General features: G+C 46.8%; 26 protein-coding genes. 12 read left to right on the top strand and 14 right to left on the bottom strand.

Annotated elements, in window-relative coordinates; translation table 11 throughout:
• Nucleotides 1–5: 5 nt before the first annotated feature.
• The 3 genes from DB398_RS14755 to DB398_RS14750 form a co-directional block, all read right to left on the bottom strand.
• Nucleotides 6–767 carry a cyclase family protein gene (locus DB398_RS14755; protein ID WP_108425215.1) on the bottom strand — a complete coding sequence of 254 codons (762 nt, stop codon included), beginning with the start codon at nucleotides 765–767 and terminating at the stop codon, nucleotides 6–8.
• A 48-nt stretch (nucleotides 768–815) separates the two neighbouring features.
• On the bottom strand, nucleotides 816–989 hold the full coding sequence (locus tag DB398_RS18485) for a hypothetical protein (RefSeq protein ID WP_199913411.1): 174 nt from the start codon (nucleotides 987–989) through the stop codon (nucleotides 816–818).
• A gap of 87 nt (nucleotides 990–1,076) precedes the next feature.
• Nucleotides 1,077–2,369 (bottom strand): aminopeptidase P family protein, encoded by a 1,293-nt coding sequence (locus DB398_RS14750; RefSeq protein ID WP_108425214.1) that lies wholly within the window; start codon nucleotides 2,367–2,369, stop codon nucleotides 1,077–1,079.
• Nucleotides 2,370–2,448: 79 nt separating this feature from the next.
• Here DB398_RS14750 and DB398_RS14745 point away from each other — a divergent pair, with 79 nt between their 5' ends.
• Both DB398_RS14745 and DB398_RS14740 read left to right on the top strand, forming a co-directional pair.
• On the top strand, nucleotides 2,449–2,838 hold the full coding sequence (locus DB398_RS14745; RefSeq protein ID WP_108425213.1) for a DUF2721 domain-containing protein: 390 nt from the start codon (nucleotides 2,449–2,451) through the stop codon (nucleotides 2,836–2,838).
• Nucleotides 2,839–3,077: 239 nt separating this feature from the next.
• Nucleotides 3,078–3,509 (top strand): hypothetical protein, encoded by a 432-nt coding sequence (locus DB398_RS14740; RefSeq protein ID WP_108425212.1) that lies wholly within the window; start codon nucleotides 3,078–3,080, stop codon nucleotides 3,507–3,509.
• A 74-nt stretch (nucleotides 3,510–3,583) separates the two neighbouring features.
• Here the strand turns inward: DB398_RS14740 and DB398_RS14735 are convergent, their stop codons facing one another.
• The 3 genes from DB398_RS14735 to DB398_RS14725 form a co-directional block, all read right to left on the bottom strand.
• Nucleotides 3,584–4,471: a RimK family alpha-L-glutamate ligase gene (locus DB398_RS14735; RefSeq protein ID WP_108425211.1), complete on the bottom strand. Its 888-nt coding sequence runs from the start codon at nucleotides 4,469–4,471 to the stop codon at nucleotides 3,584–3,586.
• A gap of 79 nt (nucleotides 4,472–4,550) precedes the next feature.
• Complete coding sequence (locus DB398_RS14730) at nucleotides 4,551–6,089, bottom strand: sensor histidine kinase (RefSeq protein ID WP_108425210.1); 1,539 nt, start codon at nucleotides 6,087–6,089, stop codon at nucleotides 4,551–4,553.
• A 9-nt stretch (nucleotides 6,090–6,098) separates the two neighbouring features.
• On the bottom strand, nucleotides 6,099–6,836 hold the full coding sequence (locus DB398_RS14725; RefSeq protein ID WP_108425209.1) for a LytR/AlgR family response regulator transcription factor: 738 nt from the start codon (nucleotides 6,834–6,836) through the stop codon (nucleotides 6,099–6,101).
• A gap of 259 nt (nucleotides 6,837–7,095) precedes the next feature.
• On the opposite strand from DB398_RS14725, the gene DB398_RS14720 reads away from it, so the two are divergent.
• The 8 genes from DB398_RS14720 to DB398_RS14685 all read left to right on the top strand — a co-directional run bounded on the left by DB398_RS14720 (nucleotide 7,096) and on the right by DB398_RS14685 (nucleotide 13,617).
• The gene (locus DB398_RS14720) at nucleotides 7,096–7,707 is read left to right on the top strand and encodes a collagen-like protein (protein ID WP_108425208.1); all 612 of its coding nucleotides are present in this window, start codon (nucleotides 7,096–7,098) and stop codon (nucleotides 7,705–7,707) included.
• Between the two features lie 52 nt (nucleotides 7,708–7,759).
• Complete coding sequence (locus DB398_RS14715; protein WP_108425207.1) at nucleotides 7,760–8,323, top strand: collagen-like protein; 564 nt, start codon at nucleotides 7,760–7,762, stop codon at nucleotides 8,321–8,323.
• Between the two features lie 50 nt (nucleotides 8,324–8,373).
• The gene (locus DB398_RS14710) at nucleotides 8,374–8,991 is read left to right on the top strand and encodes an SIMPL domain-containing protein (RefSeq protein ID WP_159076456.1); all 618 of its coding nucleotides are present in this window, start codon (nucleotides 8,374–8,376) and stop codon (nucleotides 8,989–8,991) included.
• Between the two features lie 179 nt (nucleotides 8,992–9,170).
• Nucleotides 9,171–9,839, top strand: coding sequence for a succinate dehydrogenase cytochrome b subunit (locus DB398_RS14705; RefSeq protein WP_108425205.1), 669 nt, complete (start codon nucleotides 9,171–9,173; stop codon nucleotides 9,837–9,839).
• Nucleotides 9,840–9,841: 2 nt separating this feature from the next.
• Nucleotides 9,842–11,845: a fumarate reductase/succinate dehydrogenase flavoprotein subunit gene (locus DB398_RS14700; protein ID WP_108425204.1), complete on the top strand. Its 2,004-nt coding sequence runs from the start codon at nucleotides 9,842–9,844 to the stop codon at nucleotides 11,843–11,845.
• Nucleotides 11,846–11,899: 54 nt separating this feature from the next.
• Entirely contained in the window at nucleotides 11,900–12,277 is a 378-nt protein-coding gene (locus DB398_RS14695; RefSeq protein ID WP_108425203.1) for a four helix bundle protein, read from the top strand.
• Between the two features lie 42 nt (nucleotides 12,278–12,319).
• Nucleotides 12,320–13,066 (top strand): succinate dehydrogenase/fumarate reductase iron-sulfur subunit, encoded by a 747-nt coding sequence (locus DB398_RS14690; RefSeq protein ID WP_108425202.1) that lies wholly within the window; start codon nucleotides 12,320–12,322, stop codon nucleotides 13,064–13,066.
• 68 nt (nucleotides 13,067–13,134) lie between these two features.
• A complete protein-coding gene (locus tag DB398_RS14685; RefSeq protein WP_108425201.1) occupies nucleotides 13,135–13,617 on the top strand; it encodes a very short patch repair endonuclease in 483 nt (160 codons plus the stop codon).
• On the opposite strand, the gene DB398_RS14680 is transcribed toward DB398_RS14685, so the two are convergent.
• The gene (locus DB398_RS14680; RefSeq protein ID WP_108425200.1) at nucleotides 13,598–14,302 is read right to left on the bottom strand and encodes an XRE family transcriptional regulator; all 705 of its coding nucleotides are present in this window, start codon (nucleotides 14,300–14,302) and stop codon (nucleotides 13,598–13,600) included. The two genes, DB398_RS14685 and DB398_RS14680, sit on opposite strands and share 20 nt — an antisense overlap.
• A 144-nt stretch (nucleotides 14,303–14,446) precedes the next feature.
• Here DB398_RS14680 and DB398_RS14675 point away from each other — a divergent pair, with 144 nt between their 5' ends.
• Nucleotides 14,447–14,767, top strand: coding sequence for a hypothetical protein (locus DB398_RS14675; protein ID WP_108425199.1), 321 nt, complete (start codon nucleotides 14,447–14,449; stop codon nucleotides 14,765–14,767).
• Between the two features lie 330 nt (nucleotides 14,768–15,097).
• Here the strand turns inward: DB398_RS14675 and DB398_RS14670 are convergent, their stop codons facing one another.
• The 7 genes from DB398_RS14670 to trhO form a co-directional block, all read right to left on the bottom strand.
• Complete coding sequence (locus tag DB398_RS14670) at nucleotides 15,098–15,751, bottom strand: CoA transferase subunit B (RefSeq protein ID WP_108425198.1); 654 nt, start codon at nucleotides 15,749–15,751, stop codon at nucleotides 15,098–15,100.
• A gap of 36 nt (nucleotides 15,752–15,787) precedes the next feature.
• The gene (locus DB398_RS14665; RefSeq protein ID WP_108425197.1) at nucleotides 15,788–16,198 is read right to left on the bottom strand and encodes a hypothetical protein; all 411 of its coding nucleotides are present in this window, start codon (nucleotides 16,196–16,198) and stop codon (nucleotides 15,788–15,790) included.
• A 23-nt stretch (nucleotides 16,199–16,221) separates the two neighbouring features.
• Nucleotides 16,222–16,923 carry a CoA transferase subunit A gene (locus DB398_RS14660; RefSeq protein ID WP_108425196.1) on the bottom strand — a complete coding sequence of 234 codons (702 nt, stop codon included), beginning with the start codon at nucleotides 16,921–16,923 and terminating at the stop codon, nucleotides 16,222–16,224.
• A 100-nt stretch (nucleotides 16,924–17,023) separates the two neighbouring features.
• Nucleotides 17,024–19,348 carry a penicillin-binding protein 1A gene (locus tag DB398_RS14655; RefSeq protein ID WP_108425195.1) on the bottom strand — a complete coding sequence of 775 codons (2,325 nt, stop codon included), beginning with the start codon at nucleotides 19,346–19,348 and terminating at the stop codon, nucleotides 17,024–17,026.
• Nucleotides 19,349–19,350: 2 nt separating this feature from the next.
• Nucleotides 19,351–19,842: a gliding motility lipoprotein GldH gene (locus DB398_RS14650; RefSeq protein ID WP_108425194.1), complete on the bottom strand. Its 492-nt coding sequence runs from the start codon at nucleotides 19,840–19,842 to the stop codon at nucleotides 19,351–19,353.
• Complete coding sequence (locus tag DB398_RS14645; RefSeq protein WP_108425193.1) at nucleotides 19,832–20,998, bottom strand: PSP1 domain-containing protein; 1,167 nt, start codon at nucleotides 20,996–20,998, stop codon at nucleotides 19,832–19,834. The genes DB398_RS14650 and DB398_RS14645 overlap by 11 nt, the downstream gene beginning before the upstream one ends.
• Before the next feature lie 223 nt (nucleotides 20,999–21,221).
• Nucleotides 21,222–22,253, bottom strand: coding sequence for an oxygen-dependent tRNA uridine(34) hydroxylase TrhO (gene trhO / locus DB398_RS14640; RefSeq protein WP_108425192.1), 1,032 nt, complete (start codon nucleotides 22,251–22,253; stop codon nucleotides 21,222–21,224).
• A gap of 288 nt (nucleotides 22,254–22,541) precedes the next feature.
• Here trhO and recA point away from each other — a divergent pair, with 288 nt between their 5' ends.
• Entirely contained in the window at nucleotides 22,542–23,549 is a 1,008-nt protein-coding gene (gene recA, locus DB398_RS14635; protein ID WP_108425191.1) for a recombinase RecA, read from the top strand.
• Nucleotides 23,550–23,605 lie beyond the last annotated feature (56 nt).

The raw sequence follows: 23,605 nt of genomic DNA, 5'->3' as shown, positions 1-23,605 counted from the left end.
ATTACTTAATCCAAAATGGCGACCACTCTGGCCGGTGCTGCCGAAGCTCCCACTATTTTCATGGGAAATGCGGCCACTTTGAAGCCTGTCAACGGAAGGGCATCCAAGTTTACCAACTGCTCCATATGGCAATATTCTTTTCGCTGTCCCACCAAATGTGCTTCCCAAAAATATTCGGAATCCCCGCTTTCCTTGGCCTTTTTCAGCATATGGGGCAACGGAAGGTCCCAACCCCATGAATCTATTCCCATTACCTTGATCCCCTGGTCAATGAGCCATTCCGTGGCAGCGGCACTCATCCCCGTGCCCTTTTTATGAAAATCCTTGGTGCCGTTGAATAAGTCCCTGCCCGTTTTGATCAAAACGATCATTTCGGGTTTTAGGCCCAACCCCTTTTCATCCAAAAAGGATTGGATGTCAGCAACGGTGATCGGGTCAAAATCCTGTTTGTGTTTCATATCAATGACGATGCCCTCGCCATAACACCAATCCAACGGAATTTCATCTATGGTCTTGGATTTTTTGCCGTTGGTGGTCGGGGAATAGTGCCAGGGCGCATCGATGTGCGTGGTGGCATGAACGCCCATTTTTTTTATGGTGTCATCCGCCCACCCTTTGAACCCCTTCGGGAAAAATTTAAAGGGTAGGCCCATGGCCCTCAAAAGCCATTTTGCCCTTTGGTGCGGTTTATGCTTGATTTTGACCTTCATAAACCAAGGGTCGGCCTTATTGTATTGAATAGGCTTGGAGAGATCTACAATTTTCATTTGTTTTTTGATTGATGATGAATGATTGATGTCGGGGCACTGTTAGGTTCAGTCCGAGCCCCGCTTCTTTTTGTTGTAGTGATAAATGGCATAGGCAATACCAGCCAAGACCACAAAGGGCAGATAGCTCCCGATAACGACCCCAATTTCATAGGAACCGTCGGGAGCTTCCTGCATTTTCTTTTCGATATCGACCTGAAGCAATAAAAAAAGGTGTTTCATGCCATTCTGTTATGTTCCTGATGTCCTGCTGAACAAAGTGAAGCATCCCTGGATACTTCGCTTCGCTCAGTATGACAGCACTGATTCTTATTTGTTCATCAAGTCTTCGATTTCCTCGATCTCAATGGGGATGTTCCGCATCAAATTGAAGGGTTCGCCCTTTTCTTGGATCACCACATCATCTTCCAAACGGATGCCCATGCCCTCCTCGGGGATATAGATGCCCGGTTCCACGGTAAAGACCATGTTGGCCTTCATGGGGGTCTTCAGTTCGCCGTAATCGTGTGTGTTCAATCCGATATGGTGACTAGTGCCGTGCATAAAATACTTTTTGTAAGCGGGCCAATCGGGGTTTTCGTTTTGCACATCGGCCTTGTCCAAAAGTCCAAGTCCAATAAGCTCCGAGGTCATGATCTTCCCGACTTCTTTGTGGTATTCGGCCCAAATGATTCCGGGCACCAGCATTTTGGTGGCTTCGTCCTTTACGCGCAGTACGGCACTGTACACCTGTTTTTGTCGGTCCGTGAACCTGCCGCTGGCGGGAATGGTACGGGTCATGTCACTGGAATAATTGGCATACTCGGCTGCCAGATCCATCAAGATCATGTCGCCGTCCTTGGCCTGGCGGTTGTTCTCCAGATAATGGAGCACATTGGCACTGTTCCCTGCTGCAATGATGGGACTATAGGCATACCCCTTGGAGCGGTTTCGGACAAACTCGTGCAGAAATTCGGCCTCTATCTCGTATTCCCAAACACCGGGTTTCACAAACTCCAAGATCCTTCGGAATCCTTTTTCGGTGATGTCACAGGCGGTTTGCATCAAGGCTATTTCTTCGGGTTCCTTGATTCCCCTAATCTGTTGCAAAATGGGGTTGCTTTTCGCCCACTGGTGTGCCGGAAACTGTTTTTTGCACTTTTCGATAAACCGATCTTCCCGAGTCTGGGTCTCCACCGCTTGGCGGTAATGTTCATTGGTGTTCAAATATATGGTATCGGCCTCGGTCATCAGGTCAAAAAAGATCTTGTCAAACTCTTTGAGCCAACAGATGGTCTCTATGCCGGACACTTCAGTGGCCTGTTCCTTCGTCAATTTGGCCCCTTCCCATACGGCAATGTGGTCGTTGGTCTCCCTTACAAAAAGGATTTGCCTTTTCTTTTCGTCCATTGCATCAGGAAAGAGAAGCAGGATGGTCTCCTCCTGATCGGCACCGCTCAGATAGAAAATGTCGCGGGACTGTTCAAAGGGCAGGGTACTGTCCGCCCCGATGGGATAAATATCGTTGGAATTGAACACCGCAATGCTATTTGGCTTCATCTGCGCCATGAATTTTTTACGGTTCTTCACAAAAAGATTACTGTCTATGGGAAAATATTTCATCAGAATAAATTGATTTGTTCAAATGTAGGTAATTGCGATACCGAAGACAAATTGTTACCTTCCATTTCAAAACAAGAACATGCAGCTCACCCTTGGCATTCCTGCCCTCCTTTTCCCGGCCATTTCCCTTACCATGCTGGCCTATAACGCCCGCTATTTGGCCATCGCGGCCCTGATCCGACAACTGCACAAACAGTTTGAGGAAACCTCGGCCCATCCGTTGCGGCAACAGATCCAACAGCTGCGGAAACGATTGGGCATCATCAAGAACATGCAGGCCACGGCCATCATCAGTTTTTTGTTGGCCGCAGTGACCATGTTCATGGTCTATGTGGAACTGAACGTCTGGGCCAACATCATCTTTGGCATAAGCTTGATCTTTCTGGTAGTCTCATTGGTGCTTTCCCTCATTGAGGTACAGGTGTCCACCAAAGCATTGGGCATTCAGCTGAAGAACATGGAAAACTGATTTAACAGTATTTCCTTCGTTCATTGTGCATTTTTCGATGCTTTTTCTGTGTATTTAGTAGGAATGCGCCTCTGAATAGGGGTGTGAAATCCTATTGGTCTGCCCTTTCATTTATCAACTATCAATTGAAAGCAGGGTTGTGCCAAATAAAAGGTCACATCCATAAAACCACTCTCCTTGAAGCCTTTTGGCCTCTTTATCTTTGTTCCTGTTCATCAACAAAAGTAAATGCCCAAATCATGAAAAGTGTAAAAGAGTTGGATTTTTTCAAGAACATCCGGGAAATCAGGGAATACGAGTTCGGTATTTTTTATTTCTTCGATGGATTGGTCATTTCCGAAATGAACGAAGGGGAAACCTTTGATTGGTCCATTGCCGAAAAAATCATTGGTGCCGCATACGAAATCTTGGGCGAGGACAAACCCATTGCCTATATCTCCAACCGCATCAACAACTATTCCGTGGTGCCAACGGATTGGCTAAAATTCTACAAGAACAGGCACAAACTGGAGTTGTATTCCATTGTGGCCTACAACAAAAATGGCCTGGCCAGCATTATCTTGGAAAAAATGTTCTTCAAGGACAGTATCCGACAGTTCACGGACCTTGAAAGTGCCATTTCGTGGAGCTTGGCCAAGATACGCGGCAAAAATGATTGCCTATCCGCCTAAACGGAACACTCTATTTTATCGATTTGAAGTAAATTGTGTGGTTGTCTGGCCCACAATATGAGTCCTTGCTTGCGTTAGCGTTTCCTCTGCCCGTCTCTTTCCACAAATTGAATCATCTGTTTGGCCACATTGATCCCTGTTGCCTCTTCGATCCCTTTCAGCCCTGGTGACGCGTTGACCTCTATCAACAAGGGTCCCTTTTTGGACCGGATAAGGTCCACCCCGGCAATTCCCAGACCCAGATGCTTGGTTGCGTCCAGGGCCATGGATTTTTCCTTGGGGGTGAGTTGGACCGCTTCGGTGTCCGCCCCCCGGTGCACATTGGACCGGAAATCATCCAACCCACTGGTCCGTTTCATGCTCGCCACGACCTTGTTTCCCACGACAATCACCCGAAGGTCTTCCCCATTGGCCTCCTCAATGTACTGTTGCAACAGGATGCTCGTATTCATATTGTACAGGGTGTCGATCATGGATTTTGCCGATTTTTTACTCTCGGCCAAGATTACCCCTTTGCCTTGGGTGCCTTCTTGGAGTTTGATGATCACGGGCGCACCTCCCAATAGGTCCATCTGTGCCTCTACGTTATCAGGGTTGATGGAGAAAACGGTCTCTGGGATGGGGATTCCTTTTTTGGCCATGATCTGTAAAGTCCTCACTTTGTTCCTGGCCCTGATGATTCCTGTGGATCGGGCCGTGCTGAAGACCCCGTTCATTTCAAACTGCTTCACGATGGCAGCGCCATGTCGGGTGACCGTAGTGCCGATCCTTGGGATGATGGCATCAAAACCTTCGGTGATGTTGTCCTCCCCAAAATAGATCTGGGGCATGCCCTGGCCCAATTTTACCGAGCACTTGGTGTGGTCTATAAGCTCCACATAGTGTCCCGCCTTTTGGGCTTCCACAACTATTCTTCTGGTGGAATATACATTAAGGCTCACAGATAGGATGGCGATATCCATTGTAGTGTTCAGGTTTTGCCCGTTCAAATTCGGACAAATCTTTTGGATTTTGGTGCCGTTTTGAAAATTTCTTTCAGCTTTAGTGATTTTCCAATAGCAATCGCGGCAGGGTAACGACCACTTTTGTGCCCAATGCCTTCCCCGATGCATCCACAAGGTCCTCCACCAAAAAATGGAAATCCCCGGCGTATTTTTTGGAGTAGAAGTCCAGACGGTCGTTCACAATGGAGAGTCCCAGTGATTGGCTCTTCAACGGGTTTTGACTGTTCCTTAACCGTGAGGCCCGCCTTCCGATGCCATTGTCCTCTATGGTAATCTGCAAATCGTTGGAAGGTTCCAACAGTTCCACCTTCAGGCCGAGCTTTTTTTTCCCCTTTCGGGTGGACAACCCATGCCAAATGGCATTTTCGACAAAAGGCTGCAACAACAGGGAGGGCACCAGAAGTTCCTGCGCCTCTATGGAACCCTCCAACTCAAAAGTGTATTCCATGCCGTTCTTGAAACGGTCACTCTCTATCTCCACATACATTTTGATGATGCCCAGTTCCTCTTCGAGCGTGATAAGGTCCTTTCGGGAGCTCTCCAATATGCCCCGGATCAGTTTGGAGAACCTTCCCAGATAATAGATGGCCTTTTCTTGGTTGTTCTCTATAAAGTACGATTTGATCGAGTTCAGGGCATTGAAGATAAAATGGGGGTTCATCTGACTGCGAAGCGCATCCAAACGCAGTTGGGCAAACTTGTTCTCCACTTTGATGGCCAATTTTTCCGTCCGCTCCTTCTGCGCTTCGGAACTCAACCCCTCTATCTCCGCCTTTGTCTGCACCAACTCGTCCGACAAGGCCCTGTTGATGCTTTCCTTGATGGAATGGTTTTCTTCGAGCTGGTCAATGTACTTTTTCTGGACATGGGCCTTTTCCTTATAGACCATTTTTTGTTCCAGCCCTATGGCCAGTGCAAACAACAAACTTTCGAACAGTACACCCAAATAAAAGATATACAGGGTTTCCGTATTTGCGGTCTTTGCCTTGATGGAGTATAGTGAAATAATCAAATAAGAAACAAAAAGCGAGGACATCCCCAATAGGATATACCACTTGATGATCCTGTTCTGCTTGAGCACGAGACAAAATCCCCAAACAAAGGCGATCAAGTTCAACGGTAACAAAACAAATACCTCACAATAATCGATAAGGAACGATCTGGGGTTGACCAAGTACATCACCCAAAACGAAAAATAAAAAGGGGCCAATCCCAAATAGCCCCAATACACAAATTTCACAAACCTCGGATGGTCCTTTTTGAAGCCCATGATCTCCAAAATGAAGAGGGTGAACAGGAAGGAGGCCATCCATTGGGAAGGATAATGGAACCATTTTACAAAGGTCTTGCCCGCCAATGAGTTCACAAAATCACTGAAGAAGACCCCATCCACATATTTGATCAGGGTAAGCCCAGTGATCAGGGCATATAGGGCATAGAAAAGATAGAACCGCTTTTTGTGCTGAAAAAACTGGATCAGGAAAAACACGAAGAGGTAAAAAAGAACGGACACCACAAAGAACCCAAACCCATTTTGGTTGCTTTCCTTTAAGAAGTCCATCAGGCCTTTGAGCATAATTGATATTTATTGTGACATTCGATGGAGAAAAGCCTCTCTCTTGTTTCTGGATACCGGGACCTTTCGGTCGTTGGAAAGCACCAGATACCCATCGGTGCGTATATACTCGTCCACTTTGAGCAGGTGTACGATAAAGGAATTGTGTATCCTGAAAAATATGTGGCTGGGCAAAAGGTCCTCCAACTCTTTGAGTTTCTTGGAGACCAAGACCTGTTCGCCAGATTCCAAAAAGACTTTGGAATAGTTCCCGTCCGATTCGCAATACACAATATCGGCCACCCGCAAAAACAAGATCTTGCCACTTACCGGAATCTGGACCACTTGGGGGGCGCTGGCTCGTGATAGGGCCTCAAAAGTCTGCTCGAACTGATGCTGAAAACTTTGCGACCCGTTCAGCTTCTTCAACTTTTCTATGACCCCTGAAATATCGTCCTGGTCCACAGGTTTGAGAAGATAATCCACAGCACTTTCCTTGATGGCCTGGATGGCATATTGGTTGTAGGCCGTGGTGATCACAATGGCAAAATTTCGGTATTCCAGTTTGTCCAATAGGGAGAACCCGCTCATTTCCGGCATCTCTATATCCAGAAAGACACAGTCCGGCTTCAAATAATTGATGCCCGAAATGGCCTCCTTTGGGGAAGTGAACGTTTCAATGATGGAAATGAAATCGGGATATTTCCGCAATTCCCACGAAAGGCTGTTTATTGCCGCAACCTCATCGTCAACTATGATTGCCCTCATAACTCTGGTGTTCTTTGCCCCAAATTAAAAATAGAAGCAGGATCATTTCCCCCGTTAGTGATACTTGACCTAAAAAGGTGTACGTACGACAGTTATACCGTATGGATGGGAAATTTCTTAAAAATAGGAAGAAATGGTGTTCCGTACACAAAAAAGGGTTGCCGACGAATCCAATTGGGCCCATGGTACTAATTGAAAGTTTCCATAGCACGATAGCTCCTAGATTTGGCCTCATGAAACCCAAAAAATTTTGAAAATCATGAAAACAAATGTTTTATCTATCAAAACTGTATTGATTATAGCTTTGTCCATGGCATTGGTCACCTCCTGTTCGTCAGAAGACGGTGAGGATGGTGCAACCGGCCCACAAGGAGCGCAAGGTCCCGCAGGCCCCGCCGGCCCACAAGGTGATCAGGGTGCCCAAGGAGAGCAAGGGGAACCCGGTAGCGCCAATGTGATGTACTCCGATTGGGTAGATACCGAGTTGGGGAACAGTATCGTTGCCTCATCGGCTTCTTTTGACATCGAAGCTCCTGAAATTGGTCCAGACATGTTGAACTTCGGAACCATTCTGGTATATGGCCGAAGAATAGAGCTTCCTGGGGATGGCAATATTGTTTATCCGCTGCCCATTGTATTTGGTGCTGCCAGACAGCAATCTTACTTCTTTGTGGCAACAAGCGACAATATCAGGATTACGGTCCATGCCAATGAAGAAGGCGAAAGTGTAGGGGATGGATCCTATTTGGAACAATACAGATATGTGCTCATTCCAGGTGGAGTTTCCACTTCTGGAAAATTGGCATCCGACATGGACCTTTCCAAAATGAGCTATGAAGAGGTGATTGAATTGTTCAGTATTCCTGAATAACATCCTAGATAGCCCAAGTTCCCCCAACTATCAACACTTAAAATTGAAACACATGAAAAGTCAAATCTTCTTATTGGGCTTGTTGGCAACCATCTTCCTGGCCTGCTCTGGCGATGATGGGGAGGACGGTGCCATTGGCCCCCAGGGCATTCAAGGGGAGCAAGGACCTGAAGGCCCGCAAGGCGAGCAGGGGGAAACCGGAACCGCCAACGTGATCTATTCGGATTGGATTCCTTCCGGTTTTGAATCCCCTATTGCGGACATCAATGCCTCCTTCAGCATCCCGAATGTGGAAGCACTAACGGATGAAGTGAAGGCAAATGGTTTCATTGCGGTATATGGCAGATATACTTCTATCTATACCACTATCGATCCATTGCCCAAATCGCTTTATGGCCTACGCATGCAACATTATGATTTTTCAATCAATGACTTGAACCAAAATATTGTCATTAGGATTGCTTCCATTGATGGTTCGGATATTGAGATTCCCCTTTATGATGATTACCGTTACGTCATCATTCCCGGTGGGATCCCTGCGGCAGGTAAGATGGCTACTGACTATTCCCAAATGAGCTACGAAGAGATCGTGGCCCATTTCAACATTCCAGAATAAAACCCACCACCCCGACCATTCCAGGCCGGGGTTCTTTTAACACCACGATCATGAAATCGATAGCATACATCCTATTGGCCTTTTTGCCATTGATGGGTATGGCCCAAGAGAAAAACACCACCATCAAAGTGAGTGCAAAGGCCGTCCATATAGACCCATCCCCCACCTACAAGGCCACTGTTTCCCTAAGTTCTGCATTTGCCAGCTACGCCACCGATGGCATAGACCTGGAGCAGTTAAAATCCAACTACAAAAAGGCCTTGGAATCACATGGATTCGCTTGGAACGAGATCAAAGAGACCCCTTACGAATTTGGTTTTGAGACCATGGGGTATGACAAGGAAGGTGCCGTGTATGAGTTCACCACGACCTCAGCAGAAAGAATGAGGACCTTTCTGGGAATAAAATCGTTGGGCATACAACGCTTGAACGCCATTGCCATTTTGGAAATCGACCCCGATGAGGCAAGATCTATCAGTGAAATGGCACTAAAGGATGCCACCGCCAAGGCCACCGCCATAGCATTGGCCCTAGGGAAGCAACTTGGACCCATTGAAGTTGTGGAGGACAACCAGTTTACAGGAAAACAAATAGAGACCTCCATCTACTACGACCGTCCTGTCGGTGAATATGTGTACACCCTTCAGGTGGTCTTTGCGACCAAATAAGTAGCTGATTCTACTACATTTAACTATTGAAAACTTAATTGTATAAGCCCCTTAGGGGCTTTTTTTGATTTTCACGGACCTGTCCTTTCCTTAAAACGTTTCTAAATAAGAGGTTTCGTGCAGTTTATTGCTTGTTAAAAACTCGATCGTGCCGTAAATTTGTCTCAAAACCAGCACTAATGAGTGGATTGATAAAATCTTCAATTGCCCGCAAAGTGGTAATGGCACTTTCGGGTCTTTTTTTGGTTGTTTTTCTTACACAACATTTTACCATTAACATCACCTCGGTCATTGACCCTGACACTTTCAATTCTTGGTCGCACTTTATGGGGTACAACCCCTTGGTCCAATTTGTACTACAGCCCATTTTGATTGCTGGGGTGATCGTGCACTTTGCCATGGGCTTTGCCTTGGAAATCAAGAACAAAAAGGCAAGGGGCGGCAGTTATGTGAAGTACAAGGGCAGTGCCAATGCCCCTTGGGTATCCAGGAACATGATCTATTCCGGATTGGTGATCCTTGCCTTCTTGGCGCTCCACTTCTATGATTTTTGGGTACATGAGATGGCCTACAAGTACATCGAGGTGTCTCCCGAAGACCCTACGCGCTACTACCATGAAACCGTGGAGAAGTTTGCCCCGGCTTGGAGGACCATTATCTACGTAGTGGCCTTCTTCCTGTTGGCCCTTCACTTATGGCACGGGTTCTCCTCTTCCTTCCAGACCATGGGTTGGAACAACAAGTACACCCCGGCCGTAAAGACGTTCACTAAAATATTCTCGGTGGTCATTCCATTGGGCTTTGCTTTCATCGCCCTGTATCACCACCTTAACCCAATAACACATTAAGTATGGGCATATTGGATTCAAAAGTTCCATCTGGGCCTTTGGCCGACAAATGGACCAAACATAAAAACGATATCAACCTGGTAAACCCCGCCAACAAAAGGAACATCGATGTCATTGTTGTGGGTACAGGGTTGGCGGGAGGTGCCGCAGCAGCCACCCTGGCCGAGTTGGGCTATAACGTAAAGACGTTCTGTTATCAAGATTCACCTCGTAGGGCGCACTCCATTGCCGCCCAAGGAGGAATCAACGCAGCGAAAAATTATCAAGGGGATGGCGACAGTAACTATCGCCTTTTCTACGATACCATCAAAGGAGGGGATTACCGCTCCCGTGAGGCCAACGTCTACCGTTTGGCCGAGGTATCCGGAAACATCATTGACCAATGTGTGGCACAAGGAGTCCCTTTTGCCCGCGAATACGGAGGGCTTTTGGACAACCGCTCCTTTGGAGGGGTTTTGGTTTCCAGGACTTTTTATGCCAAGGGACAGACAGGCCAGCAATTGTTGTTGGGGGCCTACTCCGCTATGAACCGACAAATCAACCGTGGCAAGATCAAATCCTATACCCGTCATGAGATGATGGATTTGGTTTTGGTGGATGGCAAGGCCCGGGGAATCATTGCCCGTGACCTGGTCAGCGGAAAAATTGAACGGCACAGTGCCCACGCCGTGGTTTTGGCCACAGGAGGGTACGGAAACGTGTTCTTCCTTTCCACCAATGCCATGGGAAGCAATGTAATGGCTGCATGGAGGGCACACCGCAAAGGGGCCTTTTTTGCCAATCCTTGCTACACCCAGATCCACCCCACCTGTATTCCCGTCTCTGGGGAGCATCAATCCAAATTGACCTTGATGTCCGAATCGCTCCGTAACGATGGACGAATCTGGGTGCCGAAGAAAATGGAAGATGCCGTGGCCATCCGCGAAGGAAAATTAAAGCCCACGCAGATTGCCGAGGAAGACCGTGATTATTATTTGGAAAGAAGATATCCTGCCTTTGGTAACCTAGTGCCCCGTGATGTGGCCTCTAGGGCCGCCAAGGAACGTTGTGATGCCGGATTTGGCGTGAACAAGACCGGTGAAGCGGTATTCTTGGATTTCGCATCGGCAATCAAACGGTACGGGAAAGAGAAGGCACTGACTTCGGGCATCAAGGATGCCGATGAGGCCACCATAATCAAATTGGGTGAGGAAGTCGTTGAGGCCAAATACGGAAACCTCTTCCAGATGTACGAGAAAATTGTAGATGAAGATCCATATAAGACCCCAATGAAAATCTATCCCGCGGTGCACTACACCATGGGCGGACTTTGGGTAGATTATAACCTACAGACCACCATCCCCGGTTGCTATGCTGCCGGAGAGGCCAACTTTAGCGATCACGGGGCCAACCGTTTGGGAGCCTCAGCACTGATGCAAGGCTTGGCCGATGGCTATTTTGTACTGCCCTACACCATTGGGGATTATCTGTCCAAGGACATTAGGACCGGCAAAATACCGACCGATTCCAAGGAATTTGAAGAGGCTGAAAAACAAGTCCGGGACCGTATGGCAAAATTGATGGGAGGTACAGGTATCCACTCTGTGGACTATTACCACAAAAAACTGGGCAAGATCATGTGGAACAAATGTGGTATGGCCCGTAATGCCAAAGGATTGGAAGAAGCCATCAAGGAGATTGCGGAACTGCGCAAGGATTTCTGGGAAAATGTAAAGGTCACCGGAACCATCGAGAGCAAAAACCAAGAATTGGAAAAAGCAGGAAGGGTTGCCGATTTCTTGGAACTGGGCGAACTTTTTGCCAAGGATGCCCTGCACCGAAAGGAATCGTGTGGAGGACATTTCCGTGAAGAGTACCAGACCGAGGAAGGCGAAGCGCTCCGTGATGATGAGAACTTTAAATATGTGGCTGCTTGGGAGTACAAGGGCGAGCCTAAAGATGCCGAATTGCACAAAGAGGATTTGGTGTACGAAAATATTGAACTGAAGACACGATCTTATAAATAATTATTGGGTTACTAGGTTATTGAGTTATTGGTAATTGAACATCGATAAAACATAGTGGGAAGTTTCAAATCTTTCGAAGAATTGGCTTGTTGGAAAGAATCCAGGATTCTTCGAAACTATATCAAAGATGAGATTATCCCTTTATTGCCAAATCATGAAAAGTTTGAACTTATAAGTCAAATCAAACGTTCATCCCGTTCAGTTGGAAACAATATAGCGGAAGGATTTGGAAGGTTCAATTATCAAGAGAATATACAGTTCTGCCGTATGGCAAGAGGCTCATTGAACGAAACCCTGGATCATGTCATCATAGCAATGGACGAAGCCTATATCACAGTTGAAAAACTTGATGGTTTTAGAGAATTGCACAATAGAACATTAAAAATATTAAACGGTTATATCAAATATCTAAAGGATGCCAAACTCAATTGAGGTTTACACCAATAACCGATTAACTTAATAACTAGCAAAGCAATGAAGCTACATTTAAAAATATGGCGTCAGAAAGACGCATCCTCAGCAGGAAAAATAGTGGATTATACCCTTGACGGTGTTGAAGGGGACATGTCTTTCTTGGAAATGCTAGACATCCTGAACGAAGAACTCGTTTCCAAAGGAGAGGAGCCCGTTGAATTTGACCATGATTGTAGGGAAGGTATCTGCGGAACCTGTTCGCTACAGATTAATGGAGAACCACACGGCCCCGATAGATTGGTGACCACGTGCCAGTTGCACATGCGCAAGTTCAACGATGGGGACACCATTGTAATTGAACCGTTCCGTGCAAAGGCATTCCCGGTGATCAAGGACTTGATCGTGGACCGAAGTGCTTTTGACCGCATCCAACAGGCCGGCGGTTATATTTCCGTGAACACCTCTGGGAACACTGTGGATGCAAATGCCATCCCGATAAACAAGCATGCTGCGGACGAAGCCATGGATGCCGCTACCTGTATCGGTTGTGGTGCCTGTGTGGCCGCTTGCAAGAATGCCAGTGCCATGCTCTTTACCTCTGCCAAGGTTTCCCAGTTCGCCCTGTTGCCACAAGGCCAGGTAGAAGCTGTGGAGCGTGTGCAGAACATGGTGCGCCAAATGGACCTCGAAGGCTTTGGAAACTGTACCAATACCGGTGCTTGCGAAGTGGAATGCCCCAAAGGCATTTCGTTGACCAACATTGCCCGTATGAACCGCGAATACCTATCCGCTTCTTTGAAGGGATAAGCGTTCACCATATCAAAATACAAAACCCAAATTCCAGCTGGAGTTTGGGTTTTTTGTTATCTTACGGTATGCCCAAAAAATATTCACAGGAACGTATCAAGGTGCCTCGGTTCAATGAAGAATCGGGCTTCTATACCACGCCGGAGCGTTCCAAGATCATGGGCAAGATCCGCGGCAAGAACACCAAACCCGAATTGGCTTTTCGGAAAGCGTTGTGGGAGGCTGGCTATCGGTACCGTATCGATTATAAAAAACTCACAGGAAAGCCGGATATCGCCTTAAAAAAGTACAAGACCGTCATCTTTATCGATGGGGAATTCTGGCACGGGTACAATTGGGAGGAACGCAAGCATAAGATCAAGACCAATCGTGAATTTTGGATCGCAAAAATAGAGCGAAACATCCAACGGGACGAGGAAGTGAACGACGCCCTGGATGAAAAGGGCTATAAAGTGTTCCGCTTTTGGGAAACCGAAGTGAAAAAGGACCTGGACCGTTGTTTGGAAGAAGTGCTCACCCACTTGGAGCGGGTCAAATCTGCTTTTTCATGATCCGGAACACCTGGAGCACATCGTCCATGGAAACCTCAAAATCCTGATATTCGGGGGATGTATTCAGGTTATGACACTGCAACGCATTCGTTTGTCTGTTGAAACCCATGAGCTGCTTGCAGATGATCCTATCCGAACAGACCAAAATGTAGGGCCGGTTCCATAGGTTTTCATCGTTCTTGGTCAAGGTTTCCTTTTTGGTTTCCAATGCGAGCACAAAGGCCTTATTGGGGATGGCATCCAGAGTGGGGCCGTTCATGGAGTCGCCGGACACCTCAAAGACCCGATGGGGCCCTTCGTTCAAAAAATCGACAATAAACCCTGCTTGGAAGGGATTCTTCACGCTATCCTCCTTGAGGTTCTCGATGTATTTTTTGTTCCATTCCACAAGTACCAAGGGCGCCATGACCAAATATTTTCCATGGCTCAATGGATAGAACACACTGCCATGTTTGGTAAAAGGTTGCTTTTTAGTATAGGCCTCCCCCATGTCGTTCACTTCGTTGAGATAGAGTTCGGCAATGGTGAGATCAAAAAATTCAGCAATCTTGGTGAGGTTCTTTATGGGAATGTTGGCATCTTTCCTTTCGTAGAGCTGTATGGTACGCAGGCTAACGCCAATTTCTTCTGCCAATTGGGATTGGCTCATATCTTTTTTTCGCCTTAATTGCTTTATTGTGTACATATAATTATTATATTGTGCAATATTGTTACGCAATATGATATAGCTGCAGCAATTTCACCGCTTTCTGTAATTGGGTTACAAGCCAAATATAGAAAATAGGATCTGACCCCAACATATTTATTAACGGACTACAAAACCTTTACAATGGGCTCAATCAAAAATGCAGGCTTTGTCATCAAGAGCGATGACATCTTTTCACCAGAAGATTATGGAAAACCGATCAGTGAACGGCTATCGGAAATCCTTCGCAGGAATGTTACCAAAAACGACTATGCCAATATTGCGATCCGCAGCAATGTGAGCTTCTCCACGATTCGCGATGTAGTCTATCGCACCAACAGTTTGACCAAGACAAATGCCCAGGCCATTGCGCTGCTCATCCATGCGGCCTTTGAAAACTCGATTGCCCACAAACTGCGTGTGGAAGGGGACTCTCTGGTTTTGGGCAGTTTGCTAAAGGTATAGGCGAAAAGTGCCGTTGGAAGCCTTCAAAAATTAGGGCAAAAAAAAAGAGCCGGACAAATGTCGGCTCCAAGTTTTTCAGGGGGATACTGAACTACAGCATAAAAAGCTTTTTGATCAAAAGCATGAATCCTGTAAAAAAATCGTTTCTGTAGACTTGGACATTCTCGTCCATTGCTCTGTGGGTAATTTTGAATGCCATGGTTGTTTGGTTTTAATGGTTTAATTTGGGTCAAATAATCGATATAACCAAATATAAATCCGATAAACGGCAATTTAAAACTATTGTTGTGTAATGGTTTTAATATGTTGTAAAAAAATCAAACATAATTGCTAAATATTCATTTCGAGGATTTCTCCTTCCACAATAAGATTGCCCTCGGTGGCCGCTTCTATTTCCTCCACGGAGATTCCAGGAGCCCTTTCCAATAGCTTGAAGCCTTCCGGAACGACTTCCAACACGGCCAGGTTGGTCACGATTTTCTTTACGCAGCCTACACCCGTCAGAGGCAGTGTGCATCGTTTTAGGAGTTTGGACTCCCCTTCCCTATTGGTGTGCATCATGGCGACGATGATGTTTTCGGCAGAGGCCACAAGGTCCATCGCACCGCCCATGCCCTTCACCATTTTACCTGGAATCTTCCAATTGGCAATGTCACCGTTCTCGGCCACTTCCATCGCACCCAAAATGGTAAGGTGCACGTGCTTGCCACGGATCATCCCAAAGCTTAGGGCCGAATCAAAAAAGGAGGCCCCGGGAAGGGTGGTAATGGTCTGTTTTCCCGCATTGATGATATCGGCATCTTCTTCGCCCTCATACGGAAACGGGCCCATTCCCAATACCCCGTTCTCACTCTGGAACTCCACACTGATGTCGTCCCTTACAAAATTGGCCACCAAGGTGGGAATACCTATCCCCAAGTTCACATAATAGCCGTCCTTGACTTCTTTTGCGATTCGTTTTGCTATTCCTTCCTTATTTAGCATTGTAATTTTTTTTCATTGATTTACATACTTCTACCATCAACTCAACCATATTTTTAATTGCTCAAAAAGGGCTTCATTTTTGGAAAAGGCTCCATTGAACCCACAAACGACGTATAAATCGTTTTCTTCTTTATCAACGTTTGACGAGCCAAACCGTATTCGAATAGGTGCCCAAGTCAATCCCATACCTCTTGTTTGAAATGTATTGAACGTTTCATCATATCCATGGTAAAGTTGATTGATATCTTCTTTTGCAATATTGAATTCTACCATTTCATTTGAAAACTCATCATACCCTTTAAATGTGAATGCTGCATCGTTAATTGCAACCGAGCCTTTAAATCGATAGGGTGGTGGCGCCAACATGATGTGGGACTTTATCTTATCAATCCAACTTCTTTTCCCAAAGTCTGCCTTGAAAATCAGATATGCATTATCTATTACCATGAGGCTTCAATTCAAAAATATGTTTACTCCCTCTGTCTCACCGTTCGTTGTTCAATTCGTTTCTCGTAGTTCTTTCCTTGGAAAATGCGCTGTACAAATATGCCCGGGATATGGATTTGATTGGGGTCCAAACTGCCTGCCGGAAGGAGTTCCTCGACTTCTGCTACTGTGATGGTGGCCGCTCCGCACATACAGGGGTTAAAGTTGCGCGCTGTGCCCTTAAAGATGAGATTGCCGGCCTCATCCCCCTTCCAGGCCTTCACGAACGAGAAATCGGCCTTAAAAGCGGGCTCCAACACATACATTTTTCCATCAAACTCCCGGGTCTCCTTTCCTTCGGCCACTTCGGTGCCAAAGCCCGCAGGTGTATAAAAGGCTGGAAACCCGGCCTGGGCAGCACGGCATTTCTCGGCCAAGGTCCCCTGGGGCGTAAGTTCCACCTCCAGTTCTCCACTCAACATCTGTCGTTCAAACTCGTCGTTCTCCCCAACGTATGAGGATATCATTTTCTTGATCTGTCTTTTTTGCAAGAGCAATCCCAGGCCAAAATCGTCCACCCCGGCATTGTTGGAGATGCAGGTGATGTCCTTTGTGCCCAACCGGACCAGTTCGGCTATGGCATTTTCGGGGATGCCACAAAGGCCAAATCCTCCCAGCATGAAGGTCATACCGTCCGCAACCCCGCGCAATGCTTCTTCCACATGGGCAACTGTCTTCTTGATCATTCCATTCGAATTTTGGATTGCTTGAAATTACGATATTAATAAAAAAGCCCCAAGCAAATTGCAATTTGCTTGGGGCAAAGTTTTTGAACAGTTGTCCTATTTAGAAATCAAGATCGTCAAGGTCATCATCGGTATCCAAATCGTCCTGATTGTCCTGTGATTCTTTACTGCAATCTATATTGATGGACATTTCCTCTGGCACCTCAAAGGCATCCTTCGATACTTCGAGTTCTTCATTGGCATAGTTCTTTTTCATATAGAGGGCCCAAATGGGCAGTGCCATGGAAGCTCCTTGCCCGTAGGCCAAGCGACTGAAATGGATGGATCGTTCTTCACCACCTACCCAGACTCCGGTCACCAAGTTGGGCACCATACCCATGAACCAACCATCACTTTGGTTCTGGGTAGTTCCTGTTTTTCCCGCTATGGGGTTGTTGAGTTCATAGGGGTATCCGGTAATGATTTCCTTGTACATGGACTGGTTCTTTGCATAGGCATGTCGCAACCTGCCCCCTGATCCGTATTGGGTAACGCCTTCCATCAAATTGACCATGGCATAGGCCACATCTTTGCTCAGCACGTCCTTGGTCTCCGGGGTATATTCGTAGAGCACGGTCCCGTTTTTGTCCTCGATACGGGTCACCATCACGGGCTTCACATAGACCCCTTGGTTGGCAAAGGTCCCGTATGCGCCTACCATGTCATATACACTAAGGTCAACTGTTCCCAAGGCAATGGATGGCACTTCGAGTATTTCTTTTTGAATACCCATATTCTTGGCTATATTAACCACTGAGCCTGGACCCACACGATCAATAAGCTGAGCGGTAATGGTGTTCACGGAGTTGGCCAACGCACTTTTCAGGGTCATGTTCTCTCCAGAGTATTTGCCATCGGAGTTTTTTGGGCACCATGCATCAATATTTCCATGTTTTCCGGGTTCGATGCAATACTGGTTGTCCGGCAAGGTATAGCATGGCGAATATCGCAACTGGTCTATCGCAGCAGCATATACAAAGGGCTTGAAGGTGGATCCCGCCTGCCTTGCTCCTTGATACACGTTGTCATATTGGAAATGTTTGTAGTCGATTCCCCCTACCCATGCCTTCACGTGGCCTGTTTGTGGTTCCATGGACATCATGGCCGTCCGCAGGAAGGTCTTATAGTACCGAATGGAGTCCATCGGCGTCATAATGGTATCCTTTTCAAAGGAATCGCTGTTCCAATCGAAAACCATCATTTCTGTCTTTTCTTTGAACGATGCCCGAATCTCATTTTCAGATTTGCCTTCTCGTTTCATGGCCCGCCATCTGGGTGAGGTCTTCATGGCCCGCTCCATGATATTGTCTATTTCGAAGGTTTCCAAGTCCAGAAAGGGAGCTGTGGGGTTCCTATCGGGTGTATTCTGGTGGAAAAATTCGGCCTGTAGGTTTTTCATGTGTTCCTGCACGGCCTCTTCAGCATTGCGCTGCATTCGGGAATCAACGGTGGTGTACACCTTAAGACCATCCAGATAAATGTTCCACTTTTCGCCATCAGGTTTGGGGTTCTGGTCCACCCATACATTCAAAAACTTTTGCATGTACATCCTGAAATAGGTGGCCAATCCTTCGCGGTGGGACTCTGGGTTGAAGTTGATCTTCATCTCCAAGGCCTGAAGGGAATCACTTTCTTTTTCGGTGATGTAACCATATTTGGCCATCTGCCCCAAAACCGTGTTTCTTCGGTCTCGAACAAGCTGTTCCCTTCGCATGGGGTTGTAATAGGAAGAGTTTTTCAACATGCCGACCAAAACGGCCGATTCCTCTGTTTTCAGTTCGGAGGGCTCTTTGCCAAAATAGATGCGCGCCGCAGAGCGTATCCCATCCGCATTATAGTTGAAATCATAAATGTTGAGATACATGGCTATGATCTCTTCCTTGGTATAGTTTCGCTCCAAACGAGTGGCAATGACCCATTCCTTGATTTTTTGGGTATACTTGGTCCAGTTTTTGGCCCTAATCCCCACAAATAGCTGTCGGGCCAACTGCTGGGAAATGGTACTGGCCCCTCCCTTGCTTCCTAAAAACACAACGGCTCTCAATGTTCCCCTGGCATCAATACCAGAGTGATCATAATATCTAGCATCCTCCGTTGCGACCAAGGCATTCACCAAATTCTCTGGAAGGTTTTCATAGGCAATCGGAGTCCTGTTATCGTCCAAATAGAGTTTGCCCAAGGTCTCTCCATCCGAAGAAAGGAACTCGGTGGCCAAATTGGTCTCTGGGTTTTCCAAGCGTTCAAAAGTGGGCATTTCACCAAACGCCCCCCATGATGCCAATAAAAAAATCAATATGACCGAGAGAACGCCGGCCCCAAAGAGGATCCAAAACCATTTTATAAACTTAAAGTAGCCTTGCTGTTTCTTTTGACTTGTCTTTGCCATTATCAATTATTGGGTGCTTTTTCTATTTCCAAACCAATGTCCGTGATGCCTTCCAGAGCAGTAAGACCCTCAACATCACCGTTTTTCCGCATAGCATGCGAAATATTCACCTTATATACGCCATCCCATGGAAAAACGACGTTTTCTCGGTACCAAAGTCTATTTTCCTTCACACCACCCATTCCTTTGCCGAGCCATTCCCCAGAAGGTTCCGCCATTCGGTATTCCAAAGTGTCCTTCATGGTGTTGCCATCGGGATGCTCCAGTTCGGTGATCAAAAAAAGATTACTGAAAGGAAAGGTATTGTCGTTCCTGACATTGATGAACATATTGTAGGTCTGTGTACTGTCCAACCCCGAAACTTCAAACTGTAGGGTATCATCCATTTCCCATTTCCCGTCCTGTATGGGTCTGTACTCGGAAAAAACGAGTGCATCGTTGCATGAGGCCAGTACAAGAACGGCCATCACGAGGACCAAGGTGCTACTTCGCATTGGGTTTTGCTTTGGATTTGTTGTTTCTGCGTTTTTTGTTCCTTCGCTTGTTGTTCCTCTTCGGCTTGTCAAAACGGGTAAGGCTATCTTCTCCCACCACATTCTCGTATGCCGTTTTTTCCTCGCTGGTCGTATTCTCCTCTGCATACTCCTCAAGGGTTGGGGCTTTCTCGTTTTTCTTGTTCAGCTCCAAGATTTCCAATACTTGTTGTTTGGTCAGGGGATGCCAGTTCGCTGGTTCGTCCTTGTATGAAAACCACAGTGTTTCCTTGAAAATGTCTGCCTTTTGGCAGAAGGCCAGTCCTTTTTTGGTCATCAATTTGCTGTCCTGCGGAGGGAAATCCTTGAGGGCTTCCAAGTACACATCCAACTCATAGTTGAGACAGCATTTGAGTTTTCCACACTGTCCTGCCAGTTTTTGGGGGTTCAATGCCAGTTGTTGGTACCTTGCGGATGCTGTACTGACCGACCTAAAATCGTGTAGCCATGTGGAACAGCAAAGCTCGCGCCCACAGGAACCGATACCTCCCAATCGTTGGGCTTCTTGGCGGTAGCCGATCTGTCGCATCTCGATGCGGATCTGGAAGGCCTTGGCCATGTCCTTGATGAGCTGCCTGAAATCGACACGATCCTCGGCCGTGTAGTAAAAAGTTGCCTTAGATCCATCTCCCTGAAATTCCACATCGCTGAGTTTCATTTCAAGTTTGAGGGCTATGGCTATTTCGCGGGAGCGTTTTTTGATCTCTTCTTCCCGGTCGCGGCATTTTTGCCAAATGTCGATGTCCCTTTGGGTGGCCTTTCTATAGACCTTGGGAAGGGTCTTGTCGTCAGGAGCGGTTTTTTTTCGCTTCATCTGTACCCGTACCAGTTCGCCGGTAAGGGTCACCACGCCCACATCATGGCCGGATTTGGCCTGGGTGGCCACCACATCGCCAATGGATAGGGGAAGGTTTTCCTCGTTCCTGAAAAATTCCTTTCTACTGTTCTTGAAACGTACCTCAACGCAATCAAAAGGTTTTTGACCGTTGGGCAACGACATATTGGAAAGCCAGTCAAAGACCGTTAGCTTGTTACAACCATCAGTGCCGCAAGTTCCATTGTTCTTGCAACCACGCGGTTGTCCATCCTTGCCGGTTGAACAACTGCTACACGCCATATTTTGTATCTTGATTGAGGTCCTTAAAAAAATCGTTGTCGGCTCGATCGCGGTCGAGACGAACTGAATCCCAATGCACATTTCGACTGTTCCCTCAACTCGCTCAGGATCAACGCTCGATGTGACATTATAACTGTCCTTATTTTTTTAGAACTACCTCAATAGGGTTCATAAAAAATTACTCAAATGTAAATATAGCACAATTTGTTGCAGTGGTGAAATGCTACTTCTTGTATTTCAACACCGGGGAGCGTCCTTTTTTGAAAATCTTGTTGCTGGCCCCCTTGCCCTTGCGCAGTTTTTTTTGCTCTTCACGGGGCAATGCGTGCACTTCCTTGCAATCCACCGAACAGCAATTGTCCATGGCTGCTGCACATTCCTCGCACTGTAAAAAAAGTAGGTGGCAGGCTTCATTGGCACAGTTGACGTGGGTGTCACAGGGTTTTCCACATTGGTGGCAGTGGGAGATCACGTCCTCGGAAATGCGTTCGCCGCGTCGGTGATCAAAAACAAAGTTTTTGCCCAAGAATTTGTTCTCCAGATTTTTTGCCTTCACCTGACGGGTGTACTCAATGATCCCACCTTCCAGCTGGAACACATTTTTGAAACCTTTGTGCTTGTAGTAGGCACTGGCCTTTTCGCAGCGGATGCCTCCCGTGCAGTACATTACCAATTTTTTGTCCTCCTTGTGCTCGGCCAAGTCCCTTTCAATGATGTCCAAAGAATCCCGGAACGTATCCACATCGGGGGTAATGGCGTTCTTGAAATGGCCTATTTCGCTTTCGTAGTGATTGCGCATATCCACCAGCACGGTGTTTGGGTCCTCGATGAGTTGATTGAATTGTTCGGCCCCCACATGGACCCCTTTGTTGGTCACATCAAAAGTGCTGTCGTTCAGTCCATCGGCAACGATTTTTTTCCTGACCTTCACCTTCAGCTTCAAAAAGGATTTGTTGTCCTGTTCTATGGCAATGTTCAGACGGACGTTTTCCAGAAATGAGATACTGTCCAAATGGGTCTTGAACTTTTCAAAATGATCCGCAGGAACGGAGAGCTGGGCATTCACCCCTTCGTAGGCCACGTAAATCCGGCCCAGAACGTCCATTTCGTTCCAAGCAATGAATAGGTGGTTCCTCAAAATGTGCGGATTGCCGATGTGTGCGTATTTGTAGAAAGAGATGGTGAGCCGATCCTTGCCGGCCTCTTCAATGAGCTGTTCCCTTTCCTTTGCGCTTAACGTATTGTACAGTTGCATGCTATACCAATAATTTAAGTTAAAGAATGGTTTTCAATAAAAATGGCCACAAAGATAGGGATTCTTCCGGGCAGGAACGAAAAAGGACCCATAAATGGGTCCTTTTTTTAAACGTATTCCTTTCTTTTTCAAAGCGTAATTTTTCTCCCTCCTTGGCATTTCGGGCCCCGCAAGGCCCTATTGTTATGAGTCAGTACTCCTTAGATTCGATAAAATCAAAAAGGTTGCGTGGCTTTTGTCGTATGAAGAAAGAAATGGTATTTTAGCCTTCCTAATTATTTAAAAACCATGAGCAACGAGAAAGAAGCAAAACTGAAAGCGCTTAAACTGACCTTGGACAAACTGGACAAGACCTATGGCAAAGGTGCCGTGATGAAAATGGGCGATAGTGTGGTAGAAGATGTGGAGGTCATTTCTTCCGGATCGTTGGGATTGGACATTGCCCTTGGGGTGGGCGGCTACCCAAAGGGCCGGGTCATCGAGATCTATGGTCCGGAATCTTCCGGTAAGACGACCCTTACCCTTCATGCCATTGCCGAAGCGCAAAAGGCAGGGGGTATCGCAGCCTTTATCGATGCGGAACATGCCTTTGACCGTTTTTATGCCAAGAAACTGGGTGTCGACATTGACAACCTCATCATATCGCAGCCCGACCATGGGGAACAGGCTCTTGAGATTGCCGAAAACCTCATCAGATCCGGTGCCATCGACATCGTGATTGTGGATTCCGTTGCCGCACTTACTCCAAAAAGTGAGATCGAGGGCGAAATGGGCGACTCTAAAATGGGTCTTCATGCCCGCTTGATGTCACAGGCACTCCGAAAATTGACCTCGACCATCAGCAAGACCAAGTGTACCGTGATCTTCATCAACCAGTTGCGGGAAAAAATAGGGGTGATGTTCGGAAACCCCGAGACCACTACGGGAGGAAACGCCCTTAAGTTCTATGCATCTGTCCGTTTGGACATTCGGCGCTCCACACAGATAAAGGACACCGACGGCGAAGTACAGGGGAACAAGACCCGTGTAAAAGTGGTGAAGAACAAGGTGGCCCCTCCTTTCAAGACCGCCGAGTTTGACATCATGTATGGGGAAGGTATCTCCAAAATTGGTGAGATCCTGGATTTGGGCGTGGCCTATGAGATCATCAAGAAAAGTGGTTCCTGGTTCAGCTATGGCGACACCAAGCTTGGACAGGGTCGCGATGCCGTAAAAGCACTCCTCATCGACAATCCTGAACTTTCAGAAGAGCTTGAAGGCAAAATAAAAGAGGCCATTGCTGCCGTCAGTAAATAAGCCTGCTCACTTTATCCGGGCAAATTAACTTTTGGTTGTGAAAATCCTACGCAACC

Source organism: Flagellimonas amoyensis (assembly GCF_003058265.1).
Taxonomy (GTDB): Bacteria; Bacteroidota; Bacteroidia; order Flavobacteriales; family Flavobacteriaceae; genus Flagellimonas; species Flagellimonas amoyensis.
Note: the sequence above shows the minus strand (reverse complement) of the source record. Positions and strands in the feature narration are given on the sequence as shown.

Excerpts from the sequence above, each read along its gene's own strand:
- DB398_RS14705 (WP_108425205.1), top strand. The coding sequence starts at position 9,171 with ATGAGTGGATTGATAAAATCTTCAATTGCCCGCAAAGTGGTAATGGCA.
- DB398_RS14660 (WP_108425196.1), bottom strand. The coding sequence starts at position 16,923 with ATGATCAAGAAGACAGTTGCCCATGTGGAAGAAGCATTGCGCGGGGTT.
- DB398_RS14700 (WP_108425204.1), top strand. The coding sequence starts at position 9,842 with ATGGGCATATTGGATTCAAAAGTTCCATCTGGGCCTTTGGCCGACAAA.
- DB398_RS14675 (WP_108425199.1), top strand. The coding sequence starts at position 14,447 with ATGGGCTCAATCAAAAATGCAGGCTTTGTCATCAAGAGCGATGACATC.
- DB398_RS14650 (WP_108425194.1), bottom strand. The coding sequence starts at position 19,842 with ATGCGAAGTAGCACCTTGGTCCTCGTGATGGCCGTTCTTGTACTGGCC.
- DB398_RS18485 (WP_199913411.1), bottom strand. The coding sequence starts at position 989 with ATGAAACACCTTTTTTTATTGCTTCAGGTCGATATCGAAAAGAAAATG.
- DB398_RS14750 (WP_108425214.1), bottom strand. The coding sequence starts at position 2,369 with ATGAAATATTTTCCCATAGACAGTAATCTTTTTGTGAAGAACCGTAAA.
- recA (WP_108425191.1), top strand. The coding sequence starts at position 22,542 with ATGAGCAACGAGAAAGAAGCAAAACTGAAAGCGCTTAAACTGACCTTG.
- DB398_RS14755 (WP_108425215.1), bottom strand. The coding sequence starts at position 767 with ATGAAAATTGTAGATCTCTCCAAGCCTATTCAATACAATAAGGCCGAC.
- DB398_RS14710 (WP_159076456.1), top strand. The coding sequence starts at position 8,374 with ATGAAATCGATAGCATACATCCTATTGGCCTTTTTGCCATTGATGGGT.
- DB398_RS14715 (WP_108425207.1), top strand. The coding sequence starts at position 7,760 with ATGAAAAGTCAAATCTTCTTATTGGGCTTGTTGGCAACCATCTTCCTG.
- DB398_RS14670 (WP_108425198.1), bottom strand. The coding sequence starts at position 15,751 with ATGCTAAATAAGGAAGGAATAGCAAAACGAATCGCAAAAGAAGTCAAG.
- DB398_RS14685 (WP_108425201.1), top strand. The coding sequence starts at position 13,135 with ATGCCCAAAAAATATTCACAGGAACGTATCAAGGTGCCTCGGTTCAAT.
- DB398_RS14655 (WP_108425195.1), bottom strand. The coding sequence starts at position 19,348 with ATGGCAAAGACAAGTCAAAAGAAACAGCAAGGCTACTTTAAGTTTATA.
- DB398_RS14730 (WP_108425210.1), bottom strand. The coding sequence starts at position 6,089 with ATGCTCAAAGGCCTGATGGACTTCTTAAAGGAAAGCAACCAAAATGGG.
- DB398_RS14745 (WP_108425213.1), top strand. The coding sequence starts at position 2,449 with ATGCAGCTCACCCTTGGCATTCCTGCCCTCCTTTTCCCGGCCATTTCC.
- DB398_RS14735 (WP_108425211.1), bottom strand. The coding sequence starts at position 4,471 with ATGGATATCGCCATCCTATCTGTGAGCCTTAATGTATATTCCACCAGA.
- DB398_RS14720 (WP_108425208.1), top strand. The coding sequence starts at position 7,096 with ATGAAAACAAATGTTTTATCTATCAAAACTGTATTGATTATAGCTTTG.
- DB398_RS14680 (WP_108425200.1), bottom strand. The coding sequence starts at position 14,302 with ATGTACACAATAAAGCAATTAAGGCGAAAAAAAGATATGAGCCAATCC.
- DB398_RS14645 (WP_108425193.1), bottom strand. The coding sequence starts at position 20,998 with ATGGCGTGTAGCAGTTGTTCAACCGGCAAGGATGGACAACCGCGTGGT.
- trhO (WP_108425192.1), bottom strand. The coding sequence starts at position 22,253 with ATGCAACTGTACAATACGTTAAGCGCAAAGGAAAGGGAACAGCTCATT.
- DB398_RS14665 (WP_108425197.1), bottom strand. The coding sequence starts at position 16,198 with ATGGTAATAGATAATGCATATCTGATTTTCAAGGCAGACTTTGGGAAA.
- DB398_RS14690 (WP_108425202.1), top strand. The coding sequence starts at position 12,320 with ATGAAGCTACATTTAAAAATATGGCGTCAGAAAGACGCATCCTCAGCA.
- DB398_RS14740 (WP_108425212.1), top strand. The coding sequence starts at position 3,078 with ATGAAAAGTGTAAAAGAGTTGGATTTTTTCAAGAACATCCGGGAAATC.
- DB398_RS14725 (WP_108425209.1), bottom strand. The coding sequence starts at position 6,836 with ATGAGGGCAATCATAGTTGACGATGAGGTTGCGGCAATAAACAGCCTT.